This is a genomic window from Leptolyngbya sp. NIES-2104, assembly GCF_001485215.1.
GTDB lineage: Bacteria > Cyanobacteriota > Cyanobacteriia > Leptolyngbyales > Leptolyngbyaceae > Leptolyngbya.
Genome location: NZ_BBWW01000001.1, coordinates 1,045,638 through 1,064,251 on the forward strand (window position 1 = coordinate 1,045,638; position 18,614 = coordinate 1,064,251).

Sequence of the window (18,614 nt, forward strand, 5' to 3'; positions counted from 1 at the left end):
GGGTTAACAGAACACAATTTAAGCGAGGATTTGGTCATCGAGTGAAAAATCAATTTCAGCTCGATCGCGTCCAACCTTTAAATAGTCGTTCTGATAGGAATCTTTCAGCCCAGAAACAAGATCAAATTCTGGCTCCCAATTCAGTTCGGTTTTCGCCTTGTGAACGTCTGCAAAGAAATGCTGAGTTCGCATCGGAAACGCTTTCTTTTTGCCGAAATCGAACTGTTTTGGATCGTAATGCACGATTTTTACTTCTTTACCGATCGCGTCTCCACAAGCCCGCGCTAATCCATCAAACGTCACGGCTCGATCGCCCGACACATTGTAAATTTGCCCGATCGCGGTTTCATTTCCCAACACGTTTGCCATCGCTGCCGCGAGATCTTGAACGTGTCCGAATTGTGTAAAGTGCTGTCCGTGTGCGGGAATCGGAACAGGTCGATCGCGCACAATGCGATCGAAAAACCAAGCTTCTAAATCGTTATAGTTCTGCGGTCCATAAATATAAGTCGGACGAATCGAGGTAAACGGAATTCCCGCTTCAGCCAAATAAGATTCCGTCTCGTGTTTTCCTTTGTGCCGACTTTTCGGATCAACGGCATCCCCTTCGACGTGCGGCATCTGATCTGATTTGAGGTAGACCCCTGCCGAACTCATATAAATAAAGTGCTGAATTCGATTTTTGAACAGTTCAGCTAAGGGTTGAGTGTCCGTGAGTTCGCGCCCGTTATTGTCGAAAATTGCATCGAACTCGATCGATTTCAACTGCTCCAAATCTGTTGCACTGGTACGATCGCCTTGAATTTGCTTGACTCCTTCCGTAGGAGCAGGTTTATTGCCGCGATTGAACAGCGTCACCTCATGCCCTTTTGACACTAAAAGCCGAGTGAGATAGACCCCGATGAATCGAGTCCCGCCCATAATCAGAATTCGCATAACCGCGATCGCTCTTTACGCAACAATTTCTAATCTTAGAGCGAGTCCGTCCCCGACTTATGAAAAATCAAAAGACCTGATCTGCCAAAATTTGCGTCAGAATTTTGGTACCGCCTTACTCGATCTTTATGCACCTGCGTTTTTCTCAAGACATTGAATCTCTACTGAAGCGACTGTCCGAAGAACCTTTGACGATCGCTTCAATTCTCGCAGAAACTTCAGAACGTGGGTTTTGTCTCGTGATTGCGCTCTTGGTGATTCCGTTTCTATTTCCGATGCCGCCTGGATTAACCGGAATTCCCGGAACTGGATGTGTGGTGTTAGGGATGCAGATGGCACTTGGAAAACGATCGCCCTGGTTGCCTAAGAAGGTCGCACAGTTTCGATTTCCAACAGCGATCGTTCGTCAATTGCTAAAAAATATCGGACGAGTAACGCGCATTCTCGAAAAAATTACGCGCCCTCGTCTCGGTCGAATTGCATCAAATCCGCATATCTGGCAGTTCAATGGATTGTGTATTACTTGGTTAGCAATTCTATTAATCGCACCGATTCCATTTACGAATCCTTTTCCAACGATTGGAATATTGCTGCTTGTGGTTGCGATGCTCGAATCAGATGGATTACTGATGTGTGTCGCTTATGGATTAACGGCATTGATTACGGGAATTTGCGCGATCGTTGTTTACTTACTTTGGAGAGCACCTGAACTACTGAATCAATGGCTGTAGAATGAAGACTAACGATCGCTTGTGAGCTAGTGTGATGACTTTACTCGAAACTCAAATCTCGCTCAATACGTGGATTCCTGCTGCTTGGGAGGAGTTTGTCAAAATCGCGGATGATCCCGCTTCAAGCAAGCTCAAGGGATATTACTATGAAAAAAGGATGAGATTTGAATCGATGTCTACCGGCTCTGACCACTCAAACGATCACGCTGTCATTGGGTTCGCTCTGATCTTCTTTGCGGCTCAGCGTCAGATTCCAATGACAGCTAAAGACGGGTGTTCTTTTCGCAGACCTGGAATCGAAGAGTTTCAGCCCGATTTTTCCTACTACATTGGTGAGAATGCCGATGCCATTCCTTGGGGCACAAGAGTGATTGATCTGAATCTCTATCCGCTACCGAACTTAGTCATTGAGGTTTCAGATACATCGTTGTCTGACGATTTGGGTGAGAAACGCTTGCAATATGAGGATTTAGGCATTCCTGAGTATTGGAGTCTGAATGTCCAAAAGGCTCAAATTCTTGCGTTTTCGTTTGCTTCTGATGGAAGTATTCGGCGAATTCGCGAATCGATCGTGCTTCCTGGGTTAAAGCTCGATATTTTGGAGCAAGCTTTACAGCGTTGCCGTCAAGAAAATCAATCGATGGTGACTGCATGGCTCATGACTCAGTTTCAAACTCACTAGATCAAGCTTGTGCCGTGAGGGTCGATCGCTAAATTTTTCACCTGCACTCCAATTCCTAATTCTGTCCACGCCTTTTCCATTGCAGCATTCACCGTTTCAGCCTTTTCTTGATGCGCCAATGCCAAGACAGTCGATCCGGCTCCACTAATCACCATGCCGTAAGCACCAGACTCGATCGCGGCGGTTCTCACCTTGTCATAGCCTTTAATCAACTTTTCGCGATACGGTTGGTGGATTCGGTCTTGCAATGCTGCCTTTAACCAGTCAGCATTCCCGCTTTCTAATCCACGAATCAACAATCCTAAATGTGCTGTGTTGAAGATGGCATCTGCACGACTATAAGTCGTCGGTAGAACACTTCGAGCCTCAGCCGTTGAGAGTTCAAAATTCGGAATTGCCACGATCGGGATAATGCTCGAATGCCAAGCTAAACCGCAAATTTCCCAAGCCCGATCGAGACCCGATGCCGCTAATCGACAGCCTCCGATCAATGCAGGCACAACATTATCTGGATGTCCTTCGATTTCAGTGGCGAATTCTGCAATTTCAGCTTGAGATAGCGGTGATCCAGCAAGTTCATTCGCGCCAACTAATCCACCGACGATCACAGTTGCAGAACTTCCCAAACCGCGTGCGAGTGGAACTTCCATTTTGATATCGAGTTGAATCGTGGGAACTGTTCGACCGATGCGATCGAATAATTTCACAAACGCCTGATAAACCAGATTACTTGTGCCCAGAGAAACGCGATCGGCTTCTGTTCCCGTTGCTGTGATCTTTAATCCGGTGTCAATTTCGGAAAATTTGAACTCGTTATACAGTGTGAGAGCAGCTCCCACACAATCAAAACCTGCACCCAGATTAGCAGTCGTTGCAGGAACGCGAACAGTAACAGTAGACATGAGCAGCGATCGCAATAAACCGTTTTCTATTGTAGAGTTAGACGATCGCAATTTTCAGACATGCCAAATTTGGACACGATTCAAAAAATAGAAGCGCTATTGCAATCTTATGAGCGCTTCGGAGTTCATCTTGGGTTAGAAGCGAGTCTAAAGTTACTGACAGACTTGGGAAACCCGCATGAGCAAGTGCCAGTGATTCATGTGGCGGGCAGTAACGGTAAAGGTTCTGTTTGTGCGTATCTTTCATCGATTTTGACTGGATCAGGCTACAGAACGGGACGCTATACTTCACCGCATTTGATCGATTGGACTGAGCGAATTTGTATCAACAATCAATCGATCGAGCCTGAAGCGTTGTATCGATCGCTCTTGAAAGTTCAAGCTAAAGTTGATCCGAACTGTTCCCCTACTCAGTTTGAAGTGTTGACTGCTGCAATGTGGCTGTATTTTGCAGAACAGAAGGTCGATATTGCAGTGATCGAAGTCGGATTAGGCGGGCGATTAGATGCAACGAATGTGATCGAACATCCGTTAGTGAGCGTGATTGTTTCAATTAGTCGAGAACATTGGCAACGATTAGGGTCTACTTTGTCAAAGATTGCTTTTGAAAAAGCTGGAATTTTGAAATCTAACTGTCCGGCAGTGATTGGACAATTACCACCGGAAGCGAGGAGCGTGATCGATCGACGAATTGCCGATCTCGATTGTCCCGTCATTTATCCCGAACCTGCTCGATCGATCGACGGTTGGGCACACAAAGATCATTTCAAGTATCAGTTACCGCTACAAGGCGAAATCCAATTACACAATTCTGCATTAGCGATCGCAGCAATTGAATTTCTCAGACAGCAGAATTGGAACATTTCTGATCATGCGATCGTGAATGGTATTCAAAATACTACTTGGGCAGGACGGATGCAGTGGTATGACTGGAACGGAAATCGAATTCTAATTGACGGCGCACACAATCCAGCAAGCGCAGAAGCGTTACGGCAATACGTGGATCAAATCGGGAAAGCCCCGATTCAATGGGTTATGGGAATGTTATCGACCAAAGATCACGCGGATATTTTCAAAGCATTATTGCGATCGCAAGACTCACTTTTTCTAGTCCCTGTACCGGATCATAGTTCCGCCGATCCAACTGAACTCGCCAGCCTCGCAGCAGAACTTTGCCCAGACCTTAGAACCTGTCAAATTTATCCAGATGTTCCAACCGCATTGAAAACTGCGATCGGGCAACCGGAACTCACGGTGTTTTGCGGTTCGCTCTACCTAATTGGGGACTTTTTTAAGCAGCAGCGATCGTGAGTCTACCTAAAGATAGACGTGACTGCCTATCGAGAGAGTTAGTCTAATTAAAATGCCCCTGTGCGGGAGTTATTTCTGGTTATGGTGGAACATTCTCGATCGAGCGATTCGTATGAGGTCTACTTGCACCCTTATTCTGAGGGTCAGAGCGCAGAATTGTCTGAGCCAAAGTTAACCTACTCGCAAGTCTTAGAGCGACTCCAGCAAACCGAAGCAGCCCTACGAAACGCTGAAGCACGATTTGAACGATTCGAGCAGGGCAGTCGAGACGGGTTTTGGGATTGGAATATCATCACGAATCAATGGTATGTGTCCAATCGCTGGAAAGAACTACGCGGCATTGCAGCCGATGAAACCCTTTCCGATTCCGTCTCTGTCTGGTGCGAAACGGTGCATCCAGAAGACCGCGATCGCGTTCTCGATCATTTTCACGGCTACATCGCTCAAGGATCAGGACAGTACAGCGATGAATATCGAATCTTACGGAGCGACGATACGATCGTTTGGGTACTCGATCGCGGTCAAGCGGTTTGGGACGCTACCGGACGAGCGATTCGAGTGACTGGCTCACAAACTGATATTACAAAACTAAAACACACAGAAGACGCATTAGAAGAAAGCCAACTGATTTATAAAACGCTGGCAGACACAATGCCGCAAATGTTTTGGATCACACAGCCCAACGGATATCACGAATACTTTAATCAACGCTGGTACGACTACACAGGAACACATCCCGGTGAAACCGACGGTGAAGGCTGGCAAAACTGCTTCTACCGTGAAGATGCTGAAAAAGCTAACGTAGTTTGGCAACATTGCCTCAGGACCGGCGAACCTTATACCGTTGAATATCGCTTAAGAAATGCGAAAACCGGAGAATACCGCTGGCATCTCGGAAAAGCTCTTCCACTGCGCGATGCAGACAGCAATATTATTCGGTGGTATGGTTCTTGTACCGACATTCACGATCAGAAAATGCTGATCGAACAACGTGCAAATGCACTGGAGCGAGAACGGGCAGCTCGTCTAGAACAAGAAAAAGCCAACCGGATCAAAGATGAATTTCTCGCCGTCGTTTCCCACGAGTTACGCTCCCCCCTCAATCCGATCTTAGGCTGGGTCAGACTGCTCAGAACTCGCAAAATGAGCGACACCCAAATTCAACAAGCCTTAGAAACGATCGAGCGAAACGCCAAACTGCAATCCCAACTGATCGAAGATCTGCTCGATGTCTCCAGAATCCTACGGGGTAAATTAGCCTTGATTTTTGCACCTGTGAACCTGGTGACTGTCGTCGAAGCCGCGATCGAAACCGTTCGCCTTCCTGCCCAAGCCAAAAACATCCAAATTCAAACCCGGTTAAATTCCACATTCACGAACGTTTCCGGCGACTTCAACCGCCTTCAGCAAATTGTCTGGAACCTTTTATCCAACGCTGTAAAATTCACTCCTGAAAACGGCACGATCGTGATCGAGCTTTCTAGCCGAGATTCGATGATTGCGCTGCAAGTAACCGACACCGGAAAAGGCATCGCCCCCGAATTTTTACCGCACGTCTTTGAGCAATTCCGTCAAGCCGACAGCAGCATCACTCGACAGTTCGGCGGATTGGGACTTGGACTTGCGATCGTGCGTCACATTGTCGAACGCCATCATGGTCGAATCAGCGTTGATAGTTCCGGTGAAAATCTCGGTGCAACCTTTACCGTTGAGCTACCGTTACTCACTACTTCAGTGCAGCCGCCACTTGCCGCGATCGATCGCATTCCTGACGATCAACTCACCGGACTTTCGATTCTAGTTGTCGATGATGAAGCCGATGCGAGAGATCTTCTGGGATTTCTACTCGAACAACAAGGGGCAAAAATTACGATCGCTCATTCTGCTGAAGATGCTCGATCGAAACTGGCAGAAATGCAGCCGAATGTTTTGGTTAGTGATCTGGGAATGCCTGGAGAAGACGGCTTTCAACTGATTCGACAGTTACGCGCTCAAGGTTGGAACACTCCAGCGATCGCGGTGACTGCCTACGCCCGTGAAGAAGATCGACAAGCCGCCCTTGCTGCCGGATTTCAAGCACACGTCACCAAACCGATCGAACCCACCGAACTTTTTAAAGCCATTCGATCGGCGGTTCGTGATTAGCTTCACAAACTAGAAAACTGGTCTCGACGCTTCACATTGGAGAAGTCAAGACCAGTTTTTTATCGAAGACAAGTTTTTATATTTGGGGCGATGAGTGCTCCTGTTGAAAATCCCCAGCATTTATACCTGGGTTAATATCCAGCGCTTCGATCGACTTAAAGACCAGGAGTTTCTTCCTTCTGGACTTCAGGAACGATATCGGGACGTTCTTTATCTTCCCAACCGACCGGGCGCTTTGAGTTGTACCAAGCCAGCGAACCGAAGGTCACGGCTGCAATAAATCCAACGACATAAACAGCGGTAAAAGACGCCGGAAACTGCATTCCGGGCTTCGTTGCAACTTCTAATAGAAGGTTCATGTAAAATGCTCCTGTGAATTTTTTACTGAAACCAGAGTATCAGAGACACTGATCCAAGTCATCTTTCGGCAGTCCGATTGTGAACTTAGAACCGGGTAATATTCCCTAGTTCCCAGGGGGAGGAAGGGGATCAGCCGCAGCGGGGGGAGCAGGCTCTGGAGGAGTAGCCGGAGCGCTAGGAGCAGCAGGCTCTGGAGCAGGGACGGGTTCCGGAGGGGTAGCCGCAGCCGGGGGTTCTGGAGCGGGAGCGGGAGCAGGCTCAGAATAGCGAGGCGGTTCAGAGTAGGCGGGTTCAGGCGCAGGCTCTTCGTAATATCGCTGTCTGCGAGGTTCTTCAACTGGATCGGAACCTTGACCAAGCGATCGAGTCCGATTCGGTTTCACAGGTTGCGGCTTGATCGTGCCTTTACGGTCTTCGATATTGTCCGGCAGTTCCGCAAATTTCTGAACGGGCATTCCTTGAACCGCTTCTTTCATGAATTGATGCCAAGTGTAAGCCGCCGTTCCACTACTTCCCCAAGTCGGTGAATTGTCATCGTTTCCGAGCCAAACTCCCGTCACCAGTTGGGGAATGTAGCCGATAAACCAGAGATCACGGGCATTTTCAGAGGTTCCCGTTTTTCCGGCAACGGGTCGATCGATTTGTGCAGGTCGCCCGGTTCCCTCGCTGACTACTTCCCGCATCATCCAGTTCGTGATCGTTGCCGTATCTGCGTCTAAAACGCGCTTGGGCTTGTAGTTAGAATCGTAAAGGACTTTTCCATTACGATCGATGACGCGACGAATGGCATGAGGCTTAACGTGATTCCCTTGCGTCGCAAACACACCGTAAGCGCTTGTTAATTCCAGCGGATTTACTTCATAGGCACCGAGTGCCAGCGAGTAAGTTGGCTCCATTTTCGAGCCGATGCCCATACTGCGAGCAAGTTTAATCACTGGCTCAAATCCAACATCGATCAGCACTTTAACAGCAACGGTATTAATCGATTTGGTGAGTGCCGATTTCATACTTTGCCAGCCTGAATATTTATTGCCGTAATTCTTCGGCTGATAGCCATCGACCATAAATCGCTCATCAAGGTAAGAGCGATTCGGAGAAAATCCGGCTCCTACAGCGGTTGCATACACAAATGGTTTGAAGGTCGATCCCGGTTGTCGTTGGGCTTGAGTCGCTCGGTTGAATTGGCTTTCTTTGTAAAAATCGTAGCCGCCGACCATCGATCGAATTTCACCGTTACGCGGATCGATCGCAACTAAAGCCGCTTGCTTGAATCCTTCAGCATTGCCATCGACGGTGATTGCGTCTCGAATCGCTTTATCTGCTGCTTTCTGCCATTTTGCATTCAAAGTCGTCTCAACCGTGACTCCTCCTGCTGCAATTTTGTCTTTTGGCACGAGTTTTTCAAGCTCTTGCTGCACGTAATAAGTGAAATAGGGCGCAGCGCTCTGAATATTCTTCGGTGTACTCGGCTTTACGGCTAATTTTTCAGCTTGTGCCGCTTGCGATTCGATTTCGGTAATGTAGCCAGCGACGACCATTTTATCGAGTACGACATTGCGCCGCTCTTGTGCCTTCTCTAAACTGACCAGCGGAGAATATAAGCTCGGAGCCGGGGGCAATCCTGCGATCGTTGCCATTTCCCCAAGCGTCAGTTGATCCACCGACTTGCTGAAATAAATCCAAGCCGCGTCTGCCACTCCATACGCATTCGAGCCGAGGTACACAAAATTGAGATATTTCTCTAGAATCTGCTTCTTATCGACATTGCGTTCGAGCTTCTGAGCGATCAACGCTTCTCGGACTTTTCGCCCCATACTGCGATCGTCTTGATCGAGAAACACAATCCGCGACAATTGCTGCGTGATTGTGCTTCCCCCTTCGACTACATCGCGAGAAGTCAAGTTCCGAAATACAGCGCGTCCGATCCCCTGAAAATCGAGACCGTTGTGATCATAGAATCGCCGATCTTCAGAAGCGACAAAGGCTTGAACTAAGCGATTGGGCATTTTGTCGATCGCCAATCGTTCTCTAGTCGCCGGACCCAACTGGTGCAGCACTGTTCCATCTGAAGCGCGAATCGTCACCGTTCCGGGACGAGCAAACGTCTTGAGTTCAGCCGCATCTGGCAAGCCTTGATCAATTTCGATCGATGCCGCTCGAATCGCCGTTGCGCCGATTACCACCACACTGCCCGCAACGATCCAATTGCGTGCCTTCTTCGTTTTCAGCGGTGCGGGAATTTTCTGTTCAAGGGCTTGCAGTCGGGCGGTCGCTCCATCGAGCCAACTCCGGAATCCTGCTAAGCGTGGATGCTCCATCAGCTTTGCGACCCTGCGCTGTGACCGTTCTCGCCGCGGTTTAGTCGGGCGTTTCTTTCCGTCGGTTCCGTCTGTCATGGAGTCCAACCCTGTTGGGGAGTGATCATTCTGAATGGGTTTACTGCGCTTCGAGCTACTCTTCGCCACATTCGTGCCTCACACACAAAGATGCTAGTTATCCGCGAGAATCAGGCTTTAACCTTCGCTAGATTGACGGAAAGCGGTTTCCGAGTCAACCGTATGTGTAAAAGTGGAATGAATTCTGCTGCGGAAACAGAAAACATTTCACAATTCGTAGAATTACTGAGGTTTAGTTTACAAGACTTTATCGAGTTTGCGATCGCACCCCTCAGATTTTCTCACTTGCGGTTCGTCATCCGGAGCATCGTTCACGATCGTAAAATCGATTTTTTAATCAGACAAAGGCAATTCGATCCAAAAAGTGGTGCCTTGGTTCACGACCGATTCACACTGCAATCTGCCGTGATGCTGTTCGGTGATAATTTGATAAGCGATCGATAATCCTAATCCAGTGCCTTGACCAATCGGTTTTGTTGTAAAAAATGGATCAAAAATCTTCGCCTGAAGGTGCTGAGGAATTCCGATTCCGTTATCGGTGATTTCGATTTGGATCTGATGAGGTGTTGCGGAGGTGCGAATCATGATTTTGGGGTGATCACGATGTTTGAGTGCATCGATCGCATTACTGAGCAAATTCAGTAGAACTTGGTTGAATGCTGACGCGTAACATTCAATTTTTGGCAATTCTCCATAGTGTTTAATCACCTCAATCTTGGAGTTCAAGCGCGATCCCAAAATCATCAACGTACTATCTAAGCCTTCATGCAAATCGACGACCTTGAGTTCAGCTTCATCAAGGCGGGAAAAGGTTCTCAGCAATCCGACAATTTCTTCGATGCGTTCGGCTCCGGTTTGCATCGATCGTAGAACGTGCAAAAAATCTTCCAGGACAAAGGGAAGATCAATGTCTTCGATCAGGGTATTAATTTCGTCGATCGGGGCTTGAGATTGATACGCTTGAATGAGTTGCATTAAGCTGTGTGCATACTGTCGAGCGTGTAGCAAATTCCCATAAATGAAATTAATCGGGTTATTAATCTCATGGGCAACTCCCGCGACTAATTGACCCAGACCCGACATCTTTTCGCTTTGAACGAGTTGCGCCTGAGTCCATTTGAGTTCGGACAATGTTCGCTCTAGCTCTTGTGCTTGATGCTGGAGTTTTTCGTGATTGTTCTGAATGGTGGTACGAGACGCTTGCAAATCCTCGATCGTCGTTCTCAACAGTGCTTCTTTGCGATCGTTGATCAGTTCTAATTCAATCCGACTCGCTTGCGATCGCTGCAATTTTTTCTGCAAGATGCGATTTTCTTTTTCAAGCTGCTGAATGCGATCTTGAAGCTCGGTGAGTTCCATGATCAAGTTCCTAGAACGAGCGTCACAAGCGTATGATTATGCACCCGACTCTGACCAAATTCGCTTAAAGGTGAAAGCTCCCCGTACGTGTAGAATCCAGCGCAACTCATCGTGTCAGGGAGAGCCGATCGAATCAATTCGTACTCATCTCGTACCCGACTACCGAGGATTTTGAAGCGACAAACACAGCTAAAAATTAGAGCAATGTGCGGGTTGCGACCGGGATAGTTCTGCATGGCTTGAGTGGTCGAAATCTTAGAAGCTGTCAAAATCTGATCGTGGCTGGCTGTGCTGACTTGAACGAGCGAACCTTCAGGAACACTTGCTAGACAGTTCACGACTTCACCTGTTGAATCAGCGCGAGATGCCCGTAAGTAAAAGGTGGTATCTTCTGGATCAAACACAGCGAGAGGATGCTCAGGAACGGGATCTAAACCGCCTAGTTGCTGCTTGTAGAAGGCTAGAGCAGGCTGATTATCGATCGTATAAATCTCGTGTCCTTGTGCCTGAGTCACTTGTCCAGCAGTGCTAATCGGTTGCCATCCACTCGACACGCCATGCGAAAATTTCAGCGTCTCACCGTAAAACAGCAGGATCGGGACGGAATCTGTCAGCACTTCAGTTTTATAAAATTGATAGGTTGCTTCAAAACGATAATCGTCGGTTGCCATTCCTCCAAAGATGGGAAAATGCTGTCCTAGTACCGATTGCAGCCCTTCTAAAACAACCACACCATCGCCACTTAATCCATCTGGAACCGCAATACAGAGGCGAGCGAGTCGATCGCTTTTTGCTTGATCAACCGCACTTTGAGCGGCGGCTTTCATATCCTGACTCATGTTTCGTCCAACTCCCGCTCGAATTTCGATTTCGTCTGAGCAAAAGAGTGTTAGGACGATCGAGTCTTGCTGAAATCGCAACGTATCAGAAATCTCAGCATCGCTCGTGCAGCCAATCAATTCTAGATTTGGAAAAGCTTGATCAATGGTTTGGAGAATCAGCGCGTGATCAAAGTCGTAGGCAGCAAACAGGAGTCCAGCTTGAGGAGTCAATCCATTGAGTTGTGCTTGACATTGAGTAATAACTTCTGCGATCGCGCTGTTTGAATCCGGATCGTCACTATGTCCAAAAACGGCTTTCAGCATCTTAAATTTCCGGGGGCATAAAACTGAGTTTAACGTTCCCGATCGCAGCTTGTAACTCAACAGTTTTTTTAACACTTTGTAATCTTGAACCGTTCCGATCCAGCGGCGTTCTAGACTTGTAAAGAATCTCCAAATTTTACCCAAGCTTTGACAGTCCTATGTTTCCAACCCATCGCCCTCGTCGGCTTCGCAACCATCCTCAACTGCGCCGCATGGTGCGCGAAAATGTTTTAACCACGAGTGATTTGATTTATCCTTTGTTTGCCGTACCGGGTGAAAGCATCGCGAATGAAGTGCGATCGATGCCAGGAGTGTATCAGTTATCGATCGATAAAATCGTCGAGGAAGCAAAGCAGGTCTATGATCTCGGCATTCCCTCGATCATTTTGTTCGGGATTCCCGATGACAAGGATGTGGAGGCAACCGGAGCTTGGCACGATTGCGGGATTGTGCAGAAAGCAGCAACCGCCGTCAAAGAAGCGGTTCCAGAATTAATCGTCATTGCGGATACTTGCTTGTGTGAGTACACTTCACACGGTCACTGTGGCTATCTAGAAGTCGGGGATCTAACCGGACGAGTGTTGAATGATCCCACGCTAGAACTGTTGAAGAAGACTGCGGTTTCTCAAGCGAAAGCGGGAGCCGATATCATTGCACCGTCTGGAATGATGGATGGCTTTGTCGCTGCCATTCGCGAAGGACTCGATGAAGCGGGCTTCCAAGATATTCCAATCCTGTCTTATGCAGCGAAATATGCGTCGGCTTATTATGGTCCGTTCCGAGATGCGGCAGATTCGACTCCGCAATTTGGCGATCGACGCACCTATCAGATGGACCCTGGAAATGCCCGCGAAGCAATCAAAGAAATCGAGTTGGACATTGCTGAAGGTGCAGACATGCTGATGGTGAAGCCTGCTTTGGCATACATGGACATCATTCACCAAGTGAAGCAAGCTTCAAACCTGCCTGTCGCGGCTTATAACGTGTCAGGTGAATACGCGATGGTAAAAGCAGCGGCACTCAATGGCTGGATCGATGAAGAACGAGTCGTGATGGAAACGCTACTCGGTTTCAAACGGGCGGGAGCCGATTTGATTCTGACGTATCACGCGAAAGATGCAGCGCGATGGTTAAACAGCTAATTGATTAAAACAATCTGAAGCATCGATCGATATCACTCGATCGATGCTTTTCTATTACTAATCTGGTGCGTGTTTACGTCTGTCTGTCGGTAGATGCTGCCTAAAAAGATACAAAATAGAGTCGTAAAAACTGCTACAAGAGATTACTCAAAGATCGAGAAAGCATCCCTATAGCTATGAAAATCTTATTGATTGAAGATGATTCAGCGATCGTAGAGTTACTTTCAGAGACTTTGACGGCGCATCATTACACAATTGATGTTGCGACCGATGGACAAACCGGATTAACACTTGCAACAGATTGGGAATACGATCTCGTTTTATTGGATTTGCTGATTCCTCGAATCGATGGCATTGCGCTTTGTCAACAATTACGATCGCAGCAGTTTCAAAAACCGATTCTGTTATTGACCGCAAAAGATTCGAGCGCTGACATCGTAAAAGGTCTAGATGCTGGAGCCGATGATTACCTCACGAAACCGTTTGAGTTATCAGAACTATTAGCCCGTATTCGGGCGCTACTGCGGCGAGGAGAAACAAAGTTAGCTCCGACTGTGTTAACTTGGGGCGCGTTGCAGGTGAACTTAGAATCAGCTCAAGTGCTTTATGCTGAGCAGCCTCTAGCGTTATCTCCGAAAGAATATAGTTTGCTGACGCTCTTTTTAAGGAATCCACAGCGAACTTTTAGTCGGAGTGAAATTATCGATCGCTTATGGTCGATCGATGCCTGTCCGGGTGAAGGCACAGTGACAAATCTAATCAAGGATCTGCGGCGCAAGCTCAAAACTGCTGGAATGCAGACAGATTTGCTCGAAACGGTTTACGGTATGGGATATCGGCTGAGAAGTCCTGAGTCTTCTGCAATTCAAACCGTACTTGCACGTTATCAAAAGACGTTTGCTAGCCGCGTCGATCGATTAGAACAAGACATTCAATTCAATCCATCCAAGGCAGCACAAGAAGCTCATAAACTTGCGGGTGCGTTAGGTTCATTCGGATATGAAATCGGATCGAAGATCGCTCGATCCATCGAACATTTACTGATTGAAGAACGATCGCGATCGCAGATTACACCCTTAATCGCTCAGTTAAAGCAAGAACTTACGAAACCTCCGACTCAAATCAACGTTACTCAACCTCCTCAAACACAGGCGGCGAAAGTGATGTTAGTCGATGACGATGCAGTCACGCTCAATCTGTTATCAGATCTGCTGTGTTCATGCGGGCTGCAAGTGACGAGCGTACAACATCCAGAAAAATTCTGGCAAACGCTTTCGATGACTCAGCCTGATGTGCTCGTCATGGATTTAGAAATGCCAAATTTGAACGGGGCTGAACTCTGTCGAGACGTCCGACAACACGATCGCTGGCGACATCTACCGATTTTGATGGTGACAGCACATACCGATGCTCGATCGATTCAGCAAGCGTTTGCCGCTGGAGCCGATGATTTTATTCGTAAGTCATTGATTCAGCCGGAATTTGTGCCACGGGTGATGAGTCGAATTGATCGATCGCGACTTCAAGCGATTCAATCATGATGCTTCTACGATCGATTCAAGGCAAAAAGACTCGCAGCCTGGAAATTCCGCTGCGTCTCGTGTTGACGATTCCTTTTGTGCTGCTAACAGTGGGCACGAGTGGACTGGTGGGATATTTATCTTGGCAAAATGGACAGCGATCGGTACACGACCTGGCAAATCAACTGATTCAAGAAGTCGAGCAGCGGGCTGAAACTCACATTCGCGCCTATCTAGAAACTGCACATTTAGTCAATGCAAATCATGCGAATGCGTTAGCGCTCAATTCTCCAAATCGGGCTGAGTTAGAACAGTATCTTTGTCGTCAGCTTCAGCTTTATCCAAAGGTGACAGCCACTCATCTAAGTGAACCAAACGGAAATTTTCTTGGGATTGTGCGCCAAGCAACCGGACAGCTTGCAGTTCACGATCGTCAAAACGCAATTAGTTCAGCAATTCAAGCTGTAGCACTCGATCAAAACTGTCGTCGGGGGCAACCTTTGGCATCTCCCGGAGCCTTTGATCCACGCGATCGCCCGTGGTATCAAACTGCAATTCGAGCGAAACAAGCGGTCTGGAGTCCGATTTTTGCTTGGAAAGCTGCTCCTGTGATTAGTACAAATGCAGCGCTACCTATCTACGATGCGGATGGAAAACTGCGCTCTGTGCTGGGAACTTCGCTCGTGCTTTCAGACATGAGTGAGTATCTAAGAACGCTGAAAATTGGTCGATCGGGACAAGTTTTTATCATCGAGCGCAATGGCTTATTTGTCGCATCCTCAACTACAAAAGAGCCGTTTATTACCAATGGAAGACCTCAGCGCCGTTCTGCATTTGAGTCAGATCTTCCCCTCCTCAGAGCAAGTACCGCTTATCTACAACAGCACAACGGCAAACTAGAAAACATTCGTCAACCGCAGCAATTCATCACAAAATTCGGTCGATCGAACTATTTTCTGCAAACAATCCCGATCGCTGATCCGCGTGGAATTGATTGGTTAATGTTGGTACTGGTGCCCGAATCGGACTTTACCGATCAAATCCACGCGAACACACAGACAACGATACTCCTGAGTCTTGGAGCGTTACTGAGTTCGATTCTGATTGGATTGTGGCTAACCCGATCGATCGTTCGACCGATTCAATATCTCGGACAGGTCAGTCTTGCACTTTCAAATGGCGACTGGAACGAAACGATCGAGCAGCGAAGCTCTATTGCAGAACTACAAGTGTTAAATCGATCGTTTCAGCGCATGGCAGATCGACTACAACAATCTTTTGATCGAACTCAAACCCGATTAAATGACATTCTCAGCAGCACGATCACCGCGATTTGTCGATTTCGCATCACAGAACAAGGACAAATCCACTATGAATACTTTTCTCCCAGTAACGCGGATGTATTTGGCTATAGTGCAGAAGAATTTATGCGAGATGAGTCACTTTGGCGATCGCAGATTCATCCAGACGATCGAGATTTAATCCTGTCAAAGATGCCGCCACAATCCGATGAAGGATCATTCTCAACTGAGTATCGGTTCTATCACAAAGATGGAACGATTCGCTGGATTCTCGATTCCGTTCGGTTCCGTCGAGATGAAACAGGCTGGATTGTCACCGGAGTTGCGATCGACAATACCGCCCGCAAACAAGCCGAACAAGCCCTAGCCGAAAGTGAAGCGACTAAAAAGCAAATTCTCAAAGCAATACCCGATTTAATTATTTGGATGAGTGCTGACGGAACTTGCCTTGATGTGATCGAGAGTGAGAATCAGCCAACGCTCTATCCAAAATTAGAAGCGATCGGTAAAAGCTCATTTCAATTACTACCGCCGGATCTCGCTCAAGCTAGAATCAGAGCGATTCAACAAGCTCGCGAATCGGGCGAAATGGTTGCCTATGAGCAGCAGTTACAGCTATCGAACACGTTGCGCTATGAAGAAGTGCGAGTGATTAGTATGGGCGATCGCATTTTAGTCATGGTGCGAGATATTAGCGATCGTCATCGCATTGAGCATTTAAAGAATGAGTTTATTTCAGTAGTGAGTCACGAACTCCGAACGCCATTAACCGCGATTCAGGGCTGTTTAGGTTTGCTTGCATCCGGAGTTTACGATCAGCGACCCGAAAAAGCGAAACGGATGTTAGATATTGCTGTCATTAATAGCGATCGCTTAGTGCGATTAGTCAATGACATTCTCGACTTAGAGCGGCTCGATTCCGGCAAAGTCGAATTGGTTAAAGAACGCTGCAATGCTCAGGAGTTGATTCAAAAAGCGGTTGAAGGAATTAGCGCGATCGCGGAGCAAAATGCGGTCAGATTGTCGATCGACTCTACAAAACTTCAAGTCTGGGCGGCTCCAGATACCATCATTCAAACGTTAACGAATCTTCTGAGCAACGCGATCAAATTCTCACCTCCAAATAGTACGGTTACAATCTCCGCTCAGGCTCAACCCGATGCCATTCTGTTTCAAGTGAAAGACCACGGGCGCGGCATCCCGATCGACAAACTCGAAACGATTTTTGGGCGGTTTCAGCAAGTCGATGTCTCAGATTCGCGCCAAAAAGGAGGAACCGGATTAGGACTCGCCATTTGTCAAAGTATTGTGGAGCAACACGGTGGGAATATTTGGGCAGAAAGTATTCTAGGACAAGGCAGCACTTTTTGTTTCACCCTGCCCAATCGAACTGGAGACGCATCATGACCAGGCGAATTTTAGTGATTGATGACGAAGACAGCATTCGAGAACTAGCTTGTGCTTGCCTTGAAGATTTAGGTGAGTGGGAAACGATCGCTGCTGCATCCGGTCGAGATGGTATTTCAATCGCGAAAACCGAAGCGATCGATGCCATTCTCTTAGATGTTTCGATGCCGGATATGGACGGTTTTGAGTGTTATGAATTGCTCAAGCCGTTGGCGATTCCGACAATTCTCCTCACGGCAAAAGTGCTGCCCGAAGATCGATCGCGATTTGCTCAATTAGCGATCGCAGGGGTGATTACCAAACCTTTTAACCCCACGCTAATCTGCTCACAAATTGCTGAATATTTAGGCTGGGATTTTTAGACCTTATCAGTTTCTTATATTCTTCTTGTATCTTCAGGTCGTGAGTTGATTAACTCATCGTTTATCTGTCTGAGTGACAGAGTTCTCGATACAAGGAGCCTTCAATATGCCTCTGATGAAACGTTGTTTTGCCGAATTTTTTGGAACCTTCTGGCTGGTCTTTGGCGGGTGTGGGAGTGCAGTGTTAGCCGCAGCATTCACCGCAGATGCAGCAAAAGTGGGCGACAACACCTTATTTCCGCTGGGGATTGGACTAGTCGGGGTGTCGCTTGCCTTTGGTTTAACGGTGTTAACGATGGCGTTTGCGGTCGGTGGCATCTCTGGTGGACATTTCAATCCAGCCGTCTCGTTTGGATTGTTTGTTGCAAAGCGGTTTCGGGGCGGAACAGACCTACTCGCATACATCGTGGCACAGGTGCTAGGCGGAATTGCAGCCGCAGGAGCGCTATATATTATTGCATCCGGTAAACCTGGATTTAGCTTAGCTGGCGGAAATCCGCTGGCGACGAATGGTTTTGGTGCTCATTCTCCGGGCGGCTATTCGTTGGGGGCTTGTTTCCTTGCGGAAGTGCTGTTAACGTTCTTCTTCTTGATGATTATTTTGGGTTCGACCGATCGACGGGCAGCAGGATCATTTGCACCTGTATCGATCGGGCTTGCTCTCACGCTGATTCACTTAATCAGCATTCCGATCACCAATACTTCAGTGAATCCGGCTCGAAGCTTGGGTCCGGCAGTGTTTGTCGGCGGTGAACTGTTGGGGCAGGTGTGGTTGTTCTGGGTCGCACCCATTTTAGGTGCGGTGATTGCAGGGTATGTCTATACTGCACTGTTTGGCGAATCTGAGGTGTCTGAAATCGAACGGATGCGCGAAACCGTGTAGGGACATTCTGAACATTGCGGGATAGAGTTCTG

Annotated in this window: 15 protein-coding genes; 9 read left to right on the top strand and 6 right to left on the bottom strand. The window is 47.7% G+C overall.

The features are described from left to right. Positions 1–18: 18 nt before the first annotated feature. Positions 19–936, bottom strand: coding sequence for an NAD-dependent epimerase/dehydratase family protein (locus NIES2104_RS04810; protein ID WP_058996263.1), 918 nt, complete (start codon positions 934–936; stop codon positions 19–21). A 128-nt stretch (positions 937–1,064) separates the two neighbouring features. Between NIES2104_RS04810 and NIES2104_RS04815 the strand changes: the two genes are divergently transcribed. Together NIES2104_RS04815 and NIES2104_RS04820 are read left to right on the top strand one after the other, a co-directional pair. After that, a complete protein-coding gene (locus NIES2104_RS04815) occupies positions 1,065–1,667 on the top strand; it encodes an exopolysaccharide biosynthesis protein (RefSeq protein ID WP_058996265.1) in 603 nt (200 codons plus the stop codon). Between the two features lie 34 nt (positions 1,668–1,701). After that, positions 1,702–2,349 (top strand): Uma2 family endonuclease, encoded by a 648-nt coding sequence (locus NIES2104_RS04820; protein ID WP_058996267.1) that lies wholly within the window; start codon positions 1,702–1,704, stop codon positions 2,347–2,349. Here NIES2104_RS04820 and thrB read toward each other — a convergent pair. Next, positions 2,346–3,251, bottom strand: a complete 906-nt coding sequence (gene thrB, locus NIES2104_RS04825; protein WP_058996269.1) for a homoserine kinase — start codon at positions 3,249–3,251, stop codon at positions 2,346–2,348. The two genes, NIES2104_RS04820 and thrB, sit on opposite strands and share 4 nt — an antisense overlap. A 60-nt stretch (positions 3,252–3,311) precedes the next feature. Between thrB and NIES2104_RS04830 the strand changes: the two genes are divergently transcribed. Together NIES2104_RS04830 and NIES2104_RS04835 are read left to right on the top strand one after the other, a co-directional pair. Then, a complete protein-coding gene (locus NIES2104_RS04830; protein ID WP_058996271.1) occupies positions 3,312–4,562 on the top strand; it encodes a folylpolyglutamate synthase/dihydrofolate synthase family protein in 1,251 nt (416 codons plus the stop codon). An 81-nt stretch (positions 4,563–4,643) separates the two neighbouring features. Then, positions 4,644–6,707 (top strand): PAS domain-containing protein, encoded by a 2,064-nt coding sequence (locus tag NIES2104_RS04835; protein WP_058996273.1) that lies wholly within the window; start codon positions 4,644–4,646, stop codon positions 6,705–6,707. A 155-nt stretch (positions 6,708–6,862) separates the two neighbouring features. Here NIES2104_RS04835 and psb35 read toward each other — a convergent pair whose 3' ends face one another. The 4 genes from psb35 to NIES2104_RS04855 all read right to left on the bottom strand — a co-directional run bounded on the left by psb35 (position 6,863) and on the right by NIES2104_RS04855 (position 11,967). Then, positions 6,863–7,066, bottom strand: coding sequence for a photosystem II assembly protein Psb35 (psb35, locus tag NIES2104_RS04840; RefSeq protein ID WP_058996274.1), 204 nt, complete (start codon positions 7,064–7,066; stop codon positions 6,863–6,865). A gap of 105 nt (positions 7,067–7,171) precedes the next feature. Then, positions 7,172–9,463, bottom strand: a complete 2,292-nt coding sequence (locus NIES2104_RS04845; RefSeq protein WP_058996275.1) for a transglycosylase domain-containing protein — start codon at positions 9,461–9,463, stop codon at positions 7,172–7,174. A gap of 333 nt (positions 9,464–9,796) precedes the next feature. Beyond that, complete coding sequence (locus tag NIES2104_RS04850) at positions 9,797–10,822, bottom strand: sensor histidine kinase (protein WP_058996277.1); 1,026 nt, start codon at positions 10,820–10,822, stop codon at positions 9,797–9,799. A 2-nt stretch (positions 10,823–10,824) separates the two neighbouring features. After that, positions 10,825–11,967: an FIST signal transduction protein gene (locus tag NIES2104_RS04855; RefSeq protein ID WP_059001568.1), complete on the bottom strand. Its 1,143-nt coding sequence runs from the start codon at positions 11,965–11,967 to the stop codon at positions 10,825–10,827. Between the two features lie 158 nt (positions 11,968–12,125). On the opposite strand from NIES2104_RS04855, the gene hemB reads away from it, so the two are divergent. From hemB to aqpZ, 5 genes are all read left to right on the top strand, one after another. Then, positions 12,126–13,109 carry a porphobilinogen synthase gene (gene hemB / locus NIES2104_RS04860; RefSeq protein WP_058996279.1) on the top strand — a complete coding sequence of 328 codons (984 nt, stop codon included), beginning with the start codon at positions 12,126–12,128 and terminating at the stop codon, positions 13,107–13,109. A gap of 176 nt (positions 13,110–13,285) precedes the next feature. Beyond that, on the top strand, positions 13,286–14,650 hold the full coding sequence (locus NIES2104_RS04865; RefSeq protein ID WP_058996283.1) for a response regulator: 1,365 nt from the start codon (positions 13,286–13,288) through the stop codon (positions 14,648–14,650). Continuing rightward, positions 14,647–17,337, top strand: coding sequence for an ATP-binding protein (locus NIES2104_RS04870; protein ID WP_058996285.1), 2,691 nt, complete (start codon positions 14,647–14,649; stop codon positions 17,335–17,337). The genes NIES2104_RS04865 and NIES2104_RS04870 overlap by 4 nt, the downstream gene beginning before the upstream one ends. Continuing rightward, positions 17,334–17,699 carry a response regulator gene (locus NIES2104_RS04875; protein WP_058996287.1) on the top strand — a complete coding sequence of 122 codons (366 nt, stop codon included), beginning with the start codon at positions 17,334–17,336 and terminating at the stop codon, positions 17,697–17,699. The genes NIES2104_RS04870 and NIES2104_RS04875 overlap by 4 nt, the downstream gene beginning before the upstream one ends. A 106-nt stretch (positions 17,700–17,805) precedes the next feature. Then, on the top strand, positions 17,806–18,582 hold the full coding sequence (aqpZ, locus tag NIES2104_RS04880) for an aquaporin Z (RefSeq protein ID WP_058996290.1): 777 nt from the start codon (positions 17,806–17,808) through the stop codon (positions 18,580–18,582). Positions 18,583–18,614: the final 32 nt, after the last annotated feature.

Bases quoted from the DNA above. Each gene is read 5' to 3' on its own strand.
- NIES2104_RS04810 (WP_058996263.1), bottom strand. From the start codon at position 936: ATGCGAATTCTGATTATGGGCGGGACTCGATTCATCGGGGTCTATCTC.
- NIES2104_RS04815 (WP_058996265.1), top strand. From the start codon at position 1,065: ATGCACCTGCGTTTTTCTCAAGACATTGAATCTCTACTGAAGCGACTG.
- NIES2104_RS04820 (WP_058996267.1), top strand. From the start codon at position 1,702: ATGACTTTACTCGAAACTCAAATCTCGCTCAATACGTGGATTCCTGCT.
- thrB (WP_058996269.1), bottom strand. From the start codon at position 3,251: ATGTCTACTGTTACTGTTCGCGTTCCTGCAACGACTGCTAATCTGGGT.
- NIES2104_RS04830 (WP_058996271.1), top strand. From the start codon at position 3,312: ATGCCAAATTTGGACACGATTCAAAAAATAGAAGCGCTATTGCAATCT.
- NIES2104_RS04835 (WP_058996273.1), top strand. From the start codon at position 4,644: ATGGTGGAACATTCTCGATCGAGCGATTCGTATGAGGTCTACTTGCAC.
- psb35 (WP_058996274.1), bottom strand. From the start codon at position 7,066: ATGAACCTTCTATTAGAAGTTGCAACGAAGCCCGGAATGCAGTTTCCG.
- NIES2104_RS04845 (WP_058996275.1), bottom strand. From the start codon at position 9,463: ATGACAGACGGAACCGACGGAAAGAAACGCCCGACTAAACCGCGGCGA.
- NIES2104_RS04850 (WP_058996277.1), bottom strand. From the start codon at position 10,822: ATGGAACTCACCGAGCTTCAAGATCGCATTCAGCAGCTTGAAAAAGAA.
- NIES2104_RS04855 (WP_059001568.1), bottom strand. From the start codon at position 11,967: ATGCTGAAAGCCGTTTTTGGACATAGTGACGATCCGGATTCAAACAGC.
- hemB (WP_058996279.1), top strand. From the start codon at position 12,126: ATGTTTCCAACCCATCGCCCTCGTCGGCTTCGCAACCATCCTCAACTG.
- NIES2104_RS04865 (WP_058996283.1), top strand. From the start codon at position 13,286: ATGAAAATCTTATTGATTGAAGATGATTCAGCGATCGTAGAGTTACTT.
- NIES2104_RS04870 (WP_058996285.1), top strand. From the start codon at position 14,647: ATGATGCTTCTACGATCGATTCAAGGCAAAAAGACTCGCAGCCTGGAA.
- NIES2104_RS04875 (WP_058996287.1), top strand. From the start codon at position 17,334: ATGACCAGGCGAATTTTAGTGATTGATGACGAAGACAGCATTCGAGAA.
- aqpZ (WP_058996290.1), top strand. From the start codon at position 17,806: ATGCCTCTGATGAAACGTTGTTTTGCCGAATTTTTTGGAACCTTCTGG.